Origin of the sequence: Allolucifera butyrica (assembly GCF_900476375.1) — a bacterium.
Taxonomy (GTDB): Bacteria; Bacillota; Negativicutes; order Sporomusales; family UPPP01; genus Lucifera; species Lucifera butyrica.
Genome location: NZ_UPPP01000116.1, coordinates 14,892 through 31,226, shown reverse-complemented (window position 1 = coordinate 31,226; position 16,335 = coordinate 14,892). Strand labels below are relative to the sequence as shown.

At 51.0% G+C, this 16,335-nt stretch carries 14 protein-coding genes; all 14 read right to left on the bottom strand.

Annotated features, from left to right (window positions below; genetic code table 11):
• Window positions 1-111: 111 nt before the first annotated feature.
• On the bottom strand, window positions 112-540 hold the full coding sequence (gene fabZ / locus LUCIF_RS22535) for a 3-hydroxyacyl-ACP dehydratase FabZ (RefSeq protein WP_122630233.1): 429 nt from the start codon (window positions 538-540) through the stop codon (window positions 112-114).
• A gap of 18 nt (window positions 541-558) precedes the next feature.
• On the bottom strand, window positions 559-1,386 hold the full coding sequence (lpxC, locus tag LUCIF_RS22530) for a UDP-3-O-acyl-N-acetylglucosamine deacetylase (protein ID WP_122630071.1): 828 nt from the start codon (window positions 1,384-1,386) through the stop codon (window positions 559-561).
• Between the two features lie 86 nt (window positions 1,387-1,472).
• Window positions 1,473-2,246, bottom strand: coding sequence for an amino acid ABC transporter ATP-binding protein (locus LUCIF_RS22525; protein ID WP_122630070.1), 774 nt, complete (start codon window positions 2,244-2,246; stop codon window positions 1,473-1,475).
• 158 nt (window positions 2,247-2,404) lie between these two features.
• A complete protein-coding gene (locus tag LUCIF_RS22520) occupies window positions 2,405-4,750 on the bottom strand; it encodes an ABC transporter permease family protein (RefSeq protein ID WP_122630069.1) in 2,346 nt (781 codons plus the stop codon).
• A gap of 305 nt (window positions 4,751-5,055) precedes the next feature.
• On the bottom strand, window positions 5,056-5,952 hold the full coding sequence (locus LUCIF_RS22515; protein ID WP_207858324.1) for a lysophospholipid acyltransferase family protein: 897 nt from the start codon (window positions 5,950-5,952) through the stop codon (window positions 5,056-5,058).
• 43 nt (window positions 5,953-5,995) lie between these two features.
• Window positions 5,996-6,622, bottom strand: coding sequence for a YjbH domain-containing protein (locus tag LUCIF_RS22510; protein ID WP_122630068.1), 627 nt, complete (start codon window positions 6,620-6,622; stop codon window positions 5,996-5,998).
• A gap of 380 nt (window positions 6,623-7,002) precedes the next feature.
• Window positions 7,003-8,910: a phosphate/phosphite/phosphonate ABC transporter substrate-binding protein gene (gene phnD / locus LUCIF_RS22505; RefSeq protein ID WP_122630067.1), complete on the bottom strand. Its 1,908-nt coding sequence runs from the start codon at window positions 8,908-8,910 to the stop codon at window positions 7,003-7,005.
• Between the two features lie 290 nt (window positions 8,911-9,200).
• Window positions 9,201-10,220 carry a UDP-3-O-(3-hydroxymyristoyl)glucosamine N-acyltransferase gene (lpxD, locus tag LUCIF_RS22500; protein ID WP_122630066.1) on the bottom strand — a complete coding sequence of 340 codons (1,020 nt, stop codon included), beginning with the start codon at window positions 10,218-10,220 and terminating at the stop codon, window positions 9,201-9,203.
• 45 nt (window positions 10,221-10,265) lie between these two features.
• Complete coding sequence (locus tag LUCIF_RS22495) at window positions 10,266-10,682, bottom strand: OmpH/Skp family outer membrane protein (RefSeq protein WP_122630065.1); 417 nt, start codon at window positions 10,680-10,682, stop codon at window positions 10,266-10,268.
• A gap of 84 nt (window positions 10,683-10,766) precedes the next feature.
• Window positions 10,767-11,699, bottom strand: a complete 933-nt coding sequence (locus LUCIF_RS22490; RefSeq protein WP_126720621.1) for an OmpH family outer membrane protein — start codon at window positions 11,697-11,699, stop codon at window positions 10,767-10,769.
• A gap of 100 nt (window positions 11,700-11,799) precedes the next feature.
• Window positions 11,800-12,276, bottom strand: a complete 477-nt coding sequence (locus tag LUCIF_RS22485; protein WP_122630063.1) for an OmpH/Skp family outer membrane protein — start codon at window positions 12,274-12,276, stop codon at window positions 11,800-11,802.
• 86 nt (window positions 12,277-12,362) lie between these two features.
• Window positions 12,363-13,739, bottom strand: a complete 1,377-nt coding sequence (locus LUCIF_RS22480; RefSeq protein ID WP_207858323.1) for a hypothetical protein — start codon at window positions 13,737-13,739, stop codon at window positions 12,363-12,365.
• A complete protein-coding gene (locus LUCIF_RS22475) occupies window positions 13,723-15,495 on the bottom strand; it encodes a BamA/OMP85 family outer membrane protein (protein ID WP_122630062.1) in 1,773 nt (590 codons plus the stop codon). The genes LUCIF_RS22480 and LUCIF_RS22475 overlap by 17 nt, the downstream gene beginning before the upstream one ends.
• A 20-nt stretch (window positions 15,496-15,515) precedes the next feature.
• A complete protein-coding gene (locus LUCIF_RS22470; protein WP_126720620.1) occupies window positions 15,516-16,115 on the bottom strand; it encodes a hypothetical protein in 600 nt (199 codons plus the stop codon).
• Between the last annotated feature and the right edge of the window lie 220 nt (window positions 16,116-16,335).

Genomic DNA, 16,335 nt, shown 5'->3' with positions numbered 1-16,335 from the left:
CGGATTCTGACAAATCCAATTCCGGCAAAATAGGCCATAAAAGGCAATCAAATTGATTTATTAGCAAATTTCAGCCACACATGGCTGATTTTATAATTTTTTCATGTGATTCTATGCCGGTACCAGGGCGAACATGAATTCCCCTTCCGCCACCAGTTGACCGTCAACATAAGCTTCCGCCCATATTTTACCCATGGTGCCACGCACTTTAACCACTTCAGCCACCATACGGAGCTGGTCTCCCGGAACGACAGGCCGGCGGAGTTTGACCCGGTCCATCCCCACAAACATGGCCAGCTTGCCCGCATATTCATCCGAATAAAGCATCGCTACGCCACCCACCTGCGCCATGGCTTCCAAAAGCAGGACCCCCGGCATAACCGGATGGCCGGGAAAATGCCCCTGAAAAAATTGTTCGTTTATCGTCACATTTTTAATTCCTACTGCCCTTCGCAGCGGCTCCAGTTCGATAATGCGGTCTATTAGCAAAAACGGATACCGGTGGGGAAGGATTTTTTGTATTTCACTCGCGGATAACATAACCAAACTCACGCCTCCTCAAATGCTATGCACATTGCAGACTATTTCCCGGGCCAGAGCGGTATTGAGAGCATGACTGGATTTTACGGCAATTACATGCCCCCGCACCGGCCCAACTAGCGACAAATCGCCAATAATATCAAGAATTTTATGTCGTACCAATTCATCGGTGAAACGAAGCGGCGTCAAAACACTGGTGTCGTCATAAACCACCACGTTTTCCAGACTGCCGCCGAGCGCCAGTCCCTGCGCCTGCAAACTTTCCACCTCATGCATGAAGCCAATCGTCCGGGCCGGGGCAATTTCCCGGATAAAGGTGTCCCGGTCGATCTCAAAATCACCAAACTGCACGCCTAAAAGCGGATGCGGGTTAACAGAGGTAAAGGTGATGCGGAACCCGTCATACGGCAAAATGGTAATAAATTTATCCGGCTGACGCACCATATGGGCTTCCTTGATCCGGATGACTTCGCGTGTACTCCCCAGCGTCACCGTTCCGGCGGTGCCGATGAGTTCTACGAAAGGCAGCGCACTGCCGTCGGCGACAGGCGGTTCCACCGAGTCAATTTCGACCAGGCAGTTGTCAATCTCCATTGCAAACAGTGCGGCCAGCAAATGTTCCACCGTAAAGACTTTGGCCGCACCCTCCTCCAAGGTGGTAGCCCGCATGGCTGCCGTAACCTTGGCAGCGCGGGCAGCCACTCTGGGAGCCCCGGCTAAATCGGTCCGGGCAAAGACAATCCCCGTTCCGGCAGGTGCCGGATTCAGGGCGATGGAGACATCCTTGCCGGAATGGAGGCCAATGCCGGTGTATTCTACGCGCTTTCCTACCGTGGTTTGGTGCATATCTTGTCCTCCTGATACAATAACTCTCATTCATTCTACAAAAAAAAATCTTTTCCTGCAAGTACATAATTTGCCAGCGGCGTGATTTAGGCTATCCGTTTGCCGGCCAGCGTGGAAGCGCTGGTATTCATTTGATACTCGATCAGTTCCTTGTACTGCTGTCCAATCCGGGAGGACGGCGTCACAAATACCTGCGACGGCAGTCCTGCCTCAACAATTTTTCCTTTATCCATCAAAACAATGCGATCGGCCACATGCAAGGCGAAAGAAAGCTCGTGAGTCACAACCAGCATGGTGCTCGCGCGGTACTTGGCCAGCTCTTCCATAACTACCAGCACTTCCCGGACCAAAATGGGGTCCAGGGAAGCCGTAGGTTCGTCCCAAAGCATTAGTTCCGGCTCATAGGCCAGCGCCCGGGCAATGCCCACCCGCTGCTGCTGACCGCCGGACATTTCACCGGGCTTCTTGTCACGCTGGCTTTCCAGCCCTACCTTGGTCAAAGATTCAAACGCCCGGGCGCCGGCTTCCTCCCGCGGCATACCGCTCATAACCAGTCCCAGCATGACATTTTCCCATGCCGACAACCGGCCGATGAGATTGAAATGCTGAAACACAAAGCCGATCCGTTTGCGGATCCGGCGCAATCCGTCGGCATCCAGAGCGGTAATGTCCTGTCCGGCAAAATGAATGGACCCGCCGGTCGGTTCCACCAAACGGTTAATCATCCGGATTGTGGTCGATTTACCACAGCCTGACGGCCCCATCATAACCAGCGTTTCGCCTTTTTTCATTTTCAGATTCAAGCCGTCCACCGCCGTAACGCGGCCAAACCGCTTGACCAGATTATCAATAGTAAGCATATGATTCCCCCCTTTTAAAAGATGGCGCAGGGCTCAGGGTCCTTGGCTCTTGGTGCAAAGAGCACGGAATAAATCCGCCGGTCCGGTCACAGGATCCGTATTGCAGCAAACGAAGTTCCGGGTCTTCCTTAAGCCCCGCGCCCTGCGCTCTGTGCTAATTATTTAAATTGCAGTTTCCGTTTATTCAGTTTCTGCATAACGCCGGGACGGCCATTGGGAATCACAATTTCCCGCATGATGTCGTCAAAGGACATACCCAGGGCCTGTCCGGCCATGACTTCGTCACCGGCTACCGGATTGATCTTATCGGCATAACCGGCCATAATGCTGCCTAAGAACGCGCCGATTACAGGGACCCCGATCCAGGGCAGATACGGAATCCCGCCGCCGGATAAGATAAACATGGCTGTCAGCAGAATGGCTCCTACCACCATGCCGTACTGCCGTTCCGGAGCACTGAAAATAGCGGTAACCTGCTTCAACACCTTCCGCCAGCCTTTGGCCTTCACCGTTCCGCTAAGACGGCGGCGGCGAATCACGGCCATAATAGACGTATGGTCCAGTGCCAGAAATAAAATTGTCATAACCAGCGACGTCAGGCCGGCCAAAATCGCTTTGACCTGATTCAATACTTCGTACATTTCACTGCGCGGATTGGGTTCAATGACTCCCAGCGATGTCGAATACAACGATACATTGTTATAGCCGGCATCATGGGTAACAATCGGCATTACCGCGTCGGTGCTGATATTATTTGTAGTCAAAATCTGAATCCTGGCACCGGGAATCACCTGACCGCCGATAAATTTGTCCAATAAAGCCATGGAATGGCTGATATCCTCATCTTTCAAATTAGGAACGGCCGTCGACAGGTACTGTAACTGCGCCGTAATCAGCGGTAGATTCATCTGCTGCAATTCCGCCAGATGTTTATTGGCGTTTTGCAGACTGGTCCGGGCGCCGTTCACGTCGAACGCTTGCAGTGTATTCAACGCATTATTTCCCGTCACGACAATATTATCCACCGTAGCCTTAGCCTGGCGGGCATCGGCAGCCACATTATCCAGAGCGCTTAAACCGGCTTTCAGGTTGTCCAGATTTTGCCGGGTTCCGTTTAATCCGTCAATGGTATTGGCCACATCCGGCTGAAGCATCTTCACTACCTTCAGGGTAGTAATCAAACTGCTCAGCGCTTTCGATGAATTAGCCAGTTGCGCTTGCATGCCGCCGGTATTCATGTTGGTTAAACCGCTGGTTGCACTTTGAATACTGTTGCCGGCATCCCGGACGCCGTCCAGAGTGCTCCGGATGGCAGCCACGCTGGTGTCATAATTATTCAGAGCGCCGAGAGCCACCTGCCCCATGTTTTGGGCATCCTGAACAAAGCCGGGAATCTGACCCACTACTTTTGCTGTCTCATTCAGCGCATTGCCCAGTTGCTGCCGGGGGTTACGGTACGAGGCCGTTGCCACCGCCGCGTCAATCACGCTGTTGTTTACCTTGTAACCCTGCAAATTGGTCAAGGCAGATGCATCGCCCTGGATGATCAGGCCTGCTGCCGTCCCGTCGGCGTGCACATCCGTTATTTTTACCAGCACATTCGCTTTATTTACGGGACTGCCTGCCTGCGGCGCTTGCGGCGCCGTTCCCTGAAAAACCAGTACCTCGTCCGGTACGAATTTCGTACCGCCTGCCGGTTTCAGGGTAACCTGGGTAGCATAGTCGGCCAGAAACCGTTTCAGTTCCATCATGGTACCGACCATATAGGTCATATCATCGTTTTTGCCACCAATGGAAACATTGCGTGCATACTCCAGTTTCAACTGATTTTGCATATCATTGGCGATGGTATCTCCCAGACGGATCGGATTGGACGGTTCGCTGCCCACGGGGAAACTGATTTCAATAACCTGGTAATGCTTCAGCAAATTTTTGATCTGCTCACTAACGGCTGCACTTTTGTTAAAAGAGGTAAGCACTACCCCGATGGATGCACCGTCATGAAAAGCAAAGCGGACTCCGTCAAGTTGGGAAATCTTATCCATTACCATATTTTTCGCCCCGTCCGGAACACCCCGGATTGTCAATCTGGGGTCGGTCATTACGCCGACGGCGGCACCGCCGGGGATACTGCCGAACGTCTTGGACAGATCGTCATATACTTGTTTAGTCTTAAATTGTTCCGGCAAAGAAATAAAAATGGAGGTTTTGCCGGTAATCGTCGGTCCCTCCTTCATCACGGCTCCCGGGAATGCATCGGCGATGACCTTATTGATCTGCTCTTCGGCATCTTGTTTCAATTCTTCCCGGACCTGAATAATTACGTCATATTGTCCGTAATCTCCGACCAAATTGGAAAGGGTTTTGGAGAAGTAGGCATTGGCCGAAAAGGAGAGAGTACCGGCCAGCAGGGACCCGATAAATATGCTGACTACCATAAGAATCAGCACGTCCCAACAAAAAGATTTTTTTCCTACCTTCCATTTCCGATATGAAATTTTCATACTCCAGTCACCTCTTTTCCGGCTCATAACAGATTTAGTGTATAAAAGACACGTCAATTATTATATACTATTTATTCACTTTTGTATATACTCATCTTCCATTTTTATATACTAAATGTTAGTCATAAGGCTCTTGATGCAGATCTCAGGGCGCGGATTGCCGCACTCCACTTCGTTGCGTTCGCAATGACACCGTTACGTAGTCTGTCATTACGAACAAAGTGAAGCAATCTCGCCCGATCCCATAAAAAGAAGCCATCTCACCTTGGAGACAGCCCTTTTTCATAATAAAATATTTTACTAATTTAATAAGGTTCTTCTGTGTCCGCTATATTCGCATCCGGCTGAGGCGTTTTCCAGCGGTTATGCAGCCAGAACCATTCATCGGGATGACGGCGGATATGGTCTTCAACAATCTGCGTTAGCTGCTGGGTTGTAACCAGGATGTCCTGATCCCGGTCACCGGTGCGCGTGACATACACTGCCGGACAGATGAGCGCCGTATGGGTTCCATCGGGGTGCTCGGTAATAAAGGCGGGAACAATCGGCGTATCTTTCAGCCGGGCCAACGCGGCTGCTCCTTGCGGGGTAGAAGCCTTGCGGCCGAAGAATTCCACAAAAACACCATCTTTGGATGCATCCTGATCCATCAATAAACCAATAATTTTTCCTTCACCCAGCAGCCGGACCATTTCCCGGACGCCGGTTTTATAGGTAACGTGCATTCCGGCCAATGTCCGGTATTCGTTGATAAAGCGGTCCATGGCAGCATTGGTTTGCTTTTGAACCACCGCAACCAGCGGAAAGCCATGCATTGCCAGTGCGGCCCCCAAAAGTTCCCAGTTGCCACTGTGCGCCGTCGCCAGTACAACGCCTTTTCCCTGCCGCAATGCCTCTTCCAAATGCTCGCGGCCGCTGACCGCCACGTAGGAATGAATAGTGCGGGCGGTCAATCTGGGAAAGTGCAGTACTTCCATAAACATGCGGCCAAACCGTATACCGCTTTCTTTGGCAATGTCATATGCCTGCTCACGGCTTACTCCCAGACTTTGGACAATATTATCCACCGCCATATTCATCCGCCGTTTCGGTACAAACCGCCAGCAAACCGCTCCCAGCCAATTGCCGAGACGGCGGCGGAGGCTATGAGGCAGCATAGACACTAACGTGCTTAACCCTTTTACAAAATAATATTGCAACATAGTACAGTACCTCCAAGAAAATACCCGGTAAGGACTCCTTTTTTTAGTTGGTGAAGCTCATACCGATGTAGAAATCGTGCTGCCGCCAGCCGGCATCCAGCTTCATACCGGGCACAACCGACAGACGCGCTCCATAGTTCATATAGTGTCCGTCATATTCGGCAATCAGCGTAGTCGCCGGAAAAGTATTGTTGCCTGATAAAACACTAACCGGGTTAATTGTTTTTTCAATCCCGGCAAACACGCCGTCATAGCGCCCGTTGCCGATACCGGCATGGATGCGGAACCCGAAGGGCAAGGCTTTGCTGGCCGCAGCATAAACCGTTCTTTGGCCGTCCTGGGCTATATCTTCCACACCGATCGCAAGGCCGGGGGTAAATACCGTTTCCGGCGCCAGCGCAAATTTGGCATTCAGATAGGTCCGGTTAGCCGCACTATCATAACGAAAGCCGGCAACGCCTATTTCCCAATTGTGTCCCATTCCGAAATCAAATACTCCCACACCGCCCGCCTTCAGATGATAATAACCGGCGGAAAACTGTCCTTCCCGCAAAACATCGGCCGAAGGCGTATTAATTAATCCTGTTGACCCGTTCGTGCTAGGAGCCGCCCAAACCGTAGCCGAAACCAGCAACAGACAACAGACTAGCCAGCTGATTTTTCCCTTCATGCTAAATCTCCTCGTATATAAGTTAAACGTATAATTTCTATTTATTCAATACGGACCGCGAAAATCCTGCCCTCCGGCGGCGGCCAAATACTAGTAAACGGCACAGGGCGCGGGGTTCAGAGAAGCTTTAAATACGTGGCCCATGGTTCCGGTCACGGATGTGGGTCCAGTCTCGAAGGAAATAGGCTCAATAAAAAAGTAAAGACTTGGTTATAAGCCAAGTATCAGACTGTAGACAAAGTTGCTTCTTAAGAGATCGCCACATCACTTTGCTCTTACTCCGAAAAAAAGAGATTGCTTCACTTCGTTCGCAATGACAGACTACGTAACGGTGTCATTGCGAACGTAACGAAGTGGAGTGCGGCAATCTCGTTTTTTTCCTATTTCATTTTAGCCGCTTTGCGGACTACGTCGTAGTTGCGATCATCGGTGGCGATAAAACCGTTAATGGGGGTATTTTTCAGCAGTGCCTTAAACTGGGGATCCGTATCGGCAATCTGCCGGAAGGCCCCGGTCAGTCCGGCAACCAGTTCCGGCGGCAGATCCGCCCGGGCCGCAATTACATCTTTGGGGATCGGTTCGGTCCGGGCAATGATCGCCAATTGCTCCACGGCAGCCCCTTTGGCCTTGGCACTGTCCAACGCTTCCGTATAGGTGGCGCCGGCATCAATGGTTCCATCCAGTACAGCGTCGATTACCCGGTTATGGCTGCCGAGAAACAGGGTTTCCCCAAAGAAGTGCCCGGGATCCTTGCCTTGTTCCACCAGAATTGCCCGGGGATATATATACCCCGATGCCGATTGGGGATCGACGAAGCCGAACCGCTTGCCTTTCAAGTCATCGACAGACCCGATGGCAGCCTCTTTTTTGGCGATAATGTACCCGGTATACGAAGCATTCCGGTTGGTGACCGGGGTGACAAGCGGAATGATATTGCCTTGATTTTTCGTAGAAACATAAGCAAAGGGTGAGAACCAGCCGATATCCGCATTTCCGCGCAGCAGGGAGCGGCCCAGGGCATCATAATCGGACACAATAATCAGGCGGGCTTGCCGGTCGATGTGCTGTGCTGCCGCTTCAACAATCGGCAAATAGCTTTCCCGGATTGTCTGCGGCGCCGAGAATGGATTTATGGCAAAAATAATTTCTTTTTCGGTTTTGAAATAAACGGCAATTTCCTGCAGTCTGTCGGCTGTTCCCGTCATCTTCCGGGCATGGTCATAGGTCTCCTGAATGCTCTTGTCCTGGGTAACGACACTTTGCTGCGCTTGCTGGGTATTGGCGGCGATTTCCTGCGTAGCCGCGCTAATGGCGTCTACAGCCCGTACAATATCACTGGTGGTCACTTGCTGTTCATAGGAAACATCCCGTAGTTTTTTCACATTCTCGCCGATATGGGCGACCTGGTCAACAATCTCCTGCAGCGCTGCCGCCGATTGACGGGACATCTGTTCGATGCCGCTCAATTTGTCACGGCTGCGGTGCATATTGGCTGTTACTTCACTCGTTTTGCTGATCATGCTGCAAACGTTATTTTCTACTTCCTTCGTGATGCGGGCACTTTCATCAGCCAGTTTGCGAACTTCATCGGCCACAACGGCAAAACCCCGGCCTTGTTCTCCCGCCCGGGCCGCTTCGATGGCGGCGTTGAGGGCCAGCAAATTCGTCTGACTGGCAATCCCCTGAATTTGACCAATAAATTCGCCAATCCGCTGGGATGCCCCGCTTAATTCTTCAATTGCCACGACTGCTGCTTGTACGGTCTGGGCAATGTCCAGCATTTGATTGCCTGCCTGCGTAATCTCCTCCTGGTTTTTAGCCGCCAGTTGCCAGGACTCATTAGACTGGCGCAAAGCATCTTCGGCCGCATTATAAACAACGCCCGCCTTGGCAGCGATTTGTCCTATGCCGCTGGTGGTCTTTTCCACGCTGTTCGCATTGAATTCACTGGCTTTGGCGATATCCGCCGACAAATTTCCCAGTTTACTCAAAGCCGATTTACTCTGTCCTACAACCCACAATAATTGTTGAGACATAAAAGCCACTTCTTCGGCAATTTTCAACATGTCCAGACTATTCTCCGTTTCCCGGCATGTTTCCGGAGAAGTTTCTGTTGGCCCTTGCTCCGGCCAACACCGCAAGCTGAATGCGGCCGCCAATAATGCCGCTGCACCAATAAGTAAAGCGGACTCCCCCACGGATCCACGCCAACGAAAAACCAGCATGCCTCCCAACCCGGCAGCTACAACGAACAAGAACTGGAGCACAGCCATGATCTTTTTATGCATTGTTTCCACCTCTTTAAAAATTGGGCTTTTTTTCTATATTCTATCAGAATATTCCAAAATCCTTTAAAGAAAAATCGCTGGCGCAGTTTTTCGGCTCATAGCGCAGGGCTCGTGGCGCGGGGAAGAACCTGGATCTACGGTGATTTTGAGCTTAAGCTATAAAAATTTAGACTCTTTTTTTTAAAACCTTTGTGCGCCGTGCTGCACCCGGTACTGCGCATCTCTGCGCCCTGTGCCCTGCGCTTTGCGCCCAAATAGAAAGAGGCAATCATGACGATTGCCTCTTTTTACTATTTGGGCTCCAGTTCCGCCAGACGGCGTTCCAGTTCCCTTACTTTTTTCATGATATCATTGACTTTGTACATACCCACTGCCGCTCGCAGCCATTCCTGGTGAGGCCTGGCGGGAAAGCCGGCGTAAAAGGACCCGGCCGGCACATCACCGGTCACACCGGCTTTGGCGGCAAAAACACAATGGTCGCCAATGGTAATATGTCCGTTACTGCCCGACTGGCCGGCAAAGGTTACATAGTTGCCGACCTTAGTACTGCCGGCAATGCCAGTCTGAGCAGTTAAATAGCAGTGCTCACCAATAACCACATTGTGGGCAATATGGACCAGATTGTCCACCTTGGTTCCCCGTTTGACTACCGTGCTGCCCGTAGTAGCCCGGTCAACGGTGACGTTGGCGCCAATTTCCACATCATCTTCAATGACTACGTTCCCGACTTGCGGAACTTTGCGGTGCTCTCCGCCAATTGTCACAAACCCAAATCCGTCACTGCCGATTACAGCACCGCTGTGAATAATATTCCGGTTGCCAATCCGGCATCTTTCCCGCACCGTTACACTGGGATACAGCACCGTGTCCTGACCGATGACCGCTTCCTGACCAATGTAGGTATGCGGATAGATTACCGTATTATCGCCGATAACAGCATGGTCGGCAATTACGGCACAAGGCATGACTGCCACATTTTGGCCGAGTATGGCTGTTGGCGCCACCACGGCAGCAGGATGTACTTTCCGTTCAACCTGCAGCGGCGGTGTAAACAGCTCCAGCAGTTTGGTAAAGGCAATGCGGGGATTCGCCACGCGGATTGCCGGCTTGGAATATTCCGTCACGCTATCGGGAATAATGACTGCCGCCGCCCGGCAGCGGGCGGCTTTTTCCAAATGCGGCGGCACCGCAAAGGTAATGTCCTGTTCCCCTGCATCTTCAATATTGGTCACACCGGTAACGGTTACATCCCCGTCGCCTAAAACTACCCCTTCCACTAAGGCGGCCAGTTCATCCAGCTTCTTAATCAACGAAACATCCTCCAATGTGCAACGTCATGGTGAAGGGCGCAACAGCTATTGCATCTTTTTCAGCACGTCATCCGTTACGTCCGTTCCGCCTTGAGCCACACTGTTTTTATAAACCACGACGCCAAGTTTTTTCTCTTTGGCGACTTGATCAAGAGCCTGCTTAATCGCGTCATCAATTTGTTTTTCCATGTCCTGCTTAGTCTTTACAAATTCACTGTAAGACGCTTGCTGCTGCTTTTGAAAATCTTCTTTGCTAAGAGACGCTTTTTGCTTTTCCAGTTTGTCGCTTAATTCTTTCCCTTTGGTATTCAACTGGTCCTGGAACTGTTTTACCTTAGGACTTTCATTCATAATCCGGTTTACGTCCAAGACACCCACATTCGTGCCGGCATTACAGCCGCCCAGCAGGGCAGCCAGAGCCAGCAGGGCAATCGCCGTTATTACTCTCATTTTCCGTTTCATACCCGATCCTCCACCTTCCAATTGGTTGCTCTATTCGTCCCGGTTCCAGCGGTCCGGAATTTCACCTATAGTATGCGCAGTCAATCATTTCTTAAACTCGGCAATAACCGCATCCGTAACATCAACCCCGCTGGCATTGACCGTCACGTTGGTTAACACAGTATCCAATCCCTTTTCAGCCGCTACTTTAGCCGTTTTATCGCGAATGTCCTGCACGATCTGTTCTTGCAGGGTTTGCATCTGCTCCTTCAGCGAATTTAACTGCCCCACTAATTCATCATTCGCACCGGCTGCAGGAGCAACCGGCGGTATCAGGGGCGCAGCGGCAAGCATTTGAGCCCGCTTGGCGGCTCCCTCTTGATCCAGTTCGGCTCTCAGTTGTTTGGCGTATTGATCCAGTTCCGTCTGCATGGCTTTGCTTTCCGGCGCCATAGCCTCATTCATCTTCGCCTGTAATTCCTTCTGTTTAGCCGCCAGTTTAGCGTCCCGCTCATTTTGCAATTGCTCCAATTGCTGCTGCAGGGACGTCATCTCTTCTTTACTTAGACGCAGGGTTTTCAGTTTCAACTGCAAGTTAAAAATTTGCGGTTGATAGGTCTTATCCACTTCCGCTTTATATTCATCCATTTGCTTATTCAGGTCACTGCGAACCTGCGTCAATTTTTCGTTGAGCTGCGCCTGTAACGTGTTCTGCTGGGCGGTCATTTTACTTTTAAATTCCGCCGACAATGTCTCATCTAACCCGGCGGCCTGCTGGGACGACAATGCCTGCGGCGCCGGACCGCCATTCGCTGCCCGCGCTTGGCCCTGGGCTGTTTTGAGTTTTAGCACCAGCGTATTATATTGTTTTTGCATTTCCTGAAAATCTTTATACCGGGGATGGGACTGAATGGCTTTTTGCATGTCAATCAAACCCATTTTAGGAGTAAAGGTAACTTTGGGGCCCGGATTCTTCGGTGCATTGAAGCAGCCGGCCAATAATATGGCTGGCACAACGAGGATCAAAAATCGCAACATCGATCGTTTGGATACCACCAAAAATCACCTTCCTTCTTACTTATCCGGTAATCTAATGAAGAACCGAGCAGGTTACCCGGCTCGGCTAAACATCTTCCTATTATTTACCGGTAATTTTTTTCATTACATCATCTGTAATATCCTGACCGCCGTAGACGACATTGCTCTTATCCAGAACCACCGTAATTCCTTTGGCGTCGGCCACTGCTTTAATAGCCGCGGTAATGGAATCGTGAATCGGTCCCATGAGTTCTTGTTGTTTGTTGCTCAGCCGCTGTTGCAGCTGCATATAATAATCTTGCTTTTCTTTATCGTTCATCGTGGCGGATTTGGCGTCAAAGTCCTTCTGTGCGGACTCAGCTTCCGTTTTCATGGCTGCCTGAGCCTTGGGAATGTCGGGATGGCTTTGCAGCAGCAGCTGGTAATTCACCACGCCCACATTGGAAGTATTAGCAGCCGCAGCAGCGTAAATCCTGCCGGATTGGGTAGCCGCCAGGCCAACGAAACCCAGCACAAAAAATGCCACGATCGCCAGCGTCACTATTTTCACTTGCTTTTTGTCTTTCAAATTTAACACGAAGTAACCTCCTCAAAATTTATTGGCCTCTCCTGAGAGTTGCCCTTGCGCTTATCATTATAACAGGGTGCCAGTCCAGATTCAACCTACAAATTTCCAATCAGCCGGAGCCACTTTTCATCTTTGGTAAATACATACTCGGCGCTTAAAAAATCGTGCAATTTATAGCGGATGCCAAATTCGTCATAGCCGGTTGCCGGCGTGCGTTCCAGGCGCAGGGTCAGGTTATGCCCCAAATACTGGCTGCCCCACAGAATCGCCTGCCGGTCCGACAGGTCATATTTAAAACCCGCAGCCATATTGCTGCTCAGGGAATGGCTCCAGCCCGGCCTGAACTGCCAGGTTACGGAATTGGGATAAAATGTCGTTTCCATAAAAAGCTCATCCCGTTTGCCGAGATAACGGCCAATATGCAGTCGCGCAGCTGTATTATCGGTCTGATGCCCCATATCCAGATAGCCTTCCAGCGTCACTTTGTATTTATCGGTATCGGCATTTACTGCCACAACCGTTTCAGCTCCGGGATAAATATCGGTAGAAAGGGCCAGACCGTATTGACGGACAGCGGACTGCTGGGAAAGGGCCGCTTGCAGCTTAGCCGTAAAATAATCACGGTGCCGTTCGACAAAGGCTACGGGCAAGCCATTGAGGGATTTTACCGCATCCTCCGTCACCGGCCGAAGGCCAAACAGCAACAGATTGGGAATCGTCCGGGAGCGGAGGGAAACCCGCACGTTTTGGATAAGCGGTCCGGTTGGCGCCAGCGATAGTTTTACTACCGTATGCGGACCGGCCGTGACATCAAAACTAACCCGGAATTCCGGCAACTGGGCGGCCAGCATTTCGCGGATCATGTTCTTCGATACGCTGCCTGCCCAATCCGCCGCATCTACAGACAAGCCGACAAACACGTCGTCCACTTGTTCTTTGATATTTCCCATATCCTGGGCAATCAAGCCGGACAATTCGGGCGAAATCCCGTCGAGATTCACTTTCAGCGTCACATCCCGGACAACCTCGCCCCAAGGAGCCACCACTACATCGATTTGAGTAGCACCGGCCGGATCAATGGTTACGCTTTGCACGGAATAACCAACTAATACCCGGTCAAATACTTCTTTAATCAACTTTTCATAGGAAGCCTGGGAGGCTGCGACTTCAGCCACACTTTTTCCCAGCAACAATTGCTCGCCAACCGTACGCACACTATCAGCCATACGTTTGGCAACCTTTGCCGGCAGCGGTGATTCACCGGCCTGAATGGTTACCTGGACTGCATCCACCGTCGCCGGTAAGGCCTGGGCCTTTAGCGGCAATGCCAGAATTGTAAGCACAGGGATTAGCAGGCATAGAAAGCCAAGTCTGCGGTCTGCGGTAATTGCCAACACCCCCTCAATGGTACGGATAAGAGTCAGGCCGGAGCCTGACTCTTCAACGCCGGTTCGTTTAGAATTGTCCGCCAAAACTGAAATGTGTTTTTACACCTTGCGTACCTTTGGCAAAATCCAGACGGATCGGACCGATTGGAGTGGCGACACGTACACCCACGCCCACGCTGGCTTTCAAATCATTCAGTTTATAGCCGTCGCCGGTCCAGGCATTGCCGACGTCGCTGAAGAGCGCGCCCTGCACTTTCTTGGCAATCGGGAAACGGTATTCGGCGGTTGCCGTCAGCATTTTATTGCCCTTAAACTGTTCGTCATTATAACCGCGCAGCGTATCGGCGCCGCCCACGGCAAATTCCTGCGATTCCGGCATATTACCCGTAGCGTAGCCCATATTGAGACGGACTGCCACCACCTGGGCATTGCCGACTTTATAATAGTGACGCGTTTCCGCGGTATACTTGTTGTAATCAAAGTCCCCGCCCAGCATCCGGCCGGCAAATTCGGCCGTCAGCGACACCATCTGGCCTTCGGTGGGATCAAATACATTGTCGCGGGTATCATAGATCCGCTGCAATTGGATACTGTTGGTCAAACCGAAGTTATTCTGTAAATACGATGGTGAACTATAATATGAATCGTAATTGGAACTGCCGGATGTCGCCTGATAGTCGACCGGTCCGCTTACATACCCTTCATAGGTGTCGCGCCGGTGTTTCAGCGTTATATAATTCTGGGTATAGTCATCGCTGGGTCTGCCCAGCGTAATATTCCAGCCCCGTCCATTCCGGTAGTATGTGGACCGTTCGGAGCCGCCCTCATTATAATCGGTGTACTCATTGGTCATATCATAAACACTAAAGCCCAGGGACGTCTGTTTGTCATCCAGCCAGGGCCGGGTATAACTAAGCTCATAGTTATGGTTGCCAACTGTGTTTCCGCCAAATTCCCAATGGAGCTTGACTTTATCGCCCGTACCCCGGAAATTATTGTCCCCCACCTCGATAATACCAATCAGGCCGTCGGCTTGGCTATAACCGCCGCCAATGGTAAAGGTGCCGGTTTTTTGTTCCGTTACATCGGTTTCCAGCACTACCGCATTCGGTTCTCTGCCTGGGTTGAGCTTCATATTAACATCTTCAAAATAACCCAGGTTGTACACTTTTTGCATACTGCGGCGCGCATCTTTTACATTAAACGGTTCACCCGGTTTCAGCTTCATTTCCCGGGTAATAACATAGTCCTTGGTCTTTTCATTGCCCTTGACAACAATGCCTTCCAGCGCTCCTTCATTAATGGTAACGTTCAGAACGCCGCCGGCTCCCATGGATACATCGCTAACTTTAGCCAGAATAAAGCCCTGGTCATGATAATACTGTTCAATAGCTCGCATATTGTCATTCAATGTTTTGCTATTCAAAACGTGGCCTTTGCTCACCGTCATCAGGCTGGCCAGCTTGTCCGACGTCACTTTGGTATTGCCCTTAAAGACAAACTGATTGACGACAGGATTTTCCATCACAGTATACACGACTTTGACACCTTCAGGAACTTCGGTAAAGTTCGATACTACATCAAAGAAGTAACCCATCTCGTAAATAGCCTGCATGTCCTGCTTGACCTTATCCGCCGTCAATGTATCACCCGGCTTCAATTTGATAACGGCCAAAATATCGCTGGTTGATACGGCGGAGTTACCGGTCACACTGACCTCGGTCACTGTCTTGCCCGTAAGGTCGGCTGCGGCATAGGCCGGAACAACTGCATTGAGGACCATGCTTAGACCGAATATCGCTGCAAATAACAGGTTCCCGTAGCGTCGTATCGTTTTCATGTACTACCTCCTTATTAAATTTACTGGCCCCGCAATGACCGGCCGGCTTCCCGGATTAATTTCTGCATCTCCTGCGGCGGCAGTACTACTTCCGGTGAAGCGGTATGAGACCGCGTCACTGTCTGCGGAGGCCTTGTCTCTTGTAAGCTAGATTGTGAATTTGGCGTGGAGATTGCTGCCGGAGCCGGAGACGGCTCGGTTACCGCAACGGGAGCCGGCGAAGGCGGCGTCAAGGAGGAATCGGGCTGGCCGATTTTGGCCGGTGCCGGTTTGGAGACGGCAGCCGGAGCCGGAACTACCGGTTTGGCTTTTTCTATAGCCGCTAACGGTACAGGTGCCACATTGCCCTTGTCCCGCAGCCACAGATACGTTCCTCCCAGGCCGGCTACCGCAATCATCGCCGCAAAACCAAAAGCAAGCCCCTGCCATAAAAGCGGATATTTAAACCGCCACTGGCCGGCGCGATTGGCTTCCCGTACTCGCTGCAGTTCCGCCTGCGCAATCATCAAATCCAATTCGCCGCGTACATCCCGGTTTTTGCCGAACGCTTCTTCCGCCCGCATTAACCAATGACGCGCCGATTGCATTCCTCGGGTCATATTTTTTTTAAAATCCGCCATTTTCACCACCCCTATTATAACCACATTTATATAGTCATGGGAAGAGGCCAGATTCTGGACATCAATCAAACGCGAAATAAGAGCAAATTGAGGGGGTTCCCTTCCTTTTTGAACAATTTGCTCCCAGGTTAAGCTTATTTTCTTTATATTACTGAATATCCTATGGTAAACACTCCGTGCTTTTGAATCTAGCCTGTGTGTCGCAGATACTCTGCCTTGA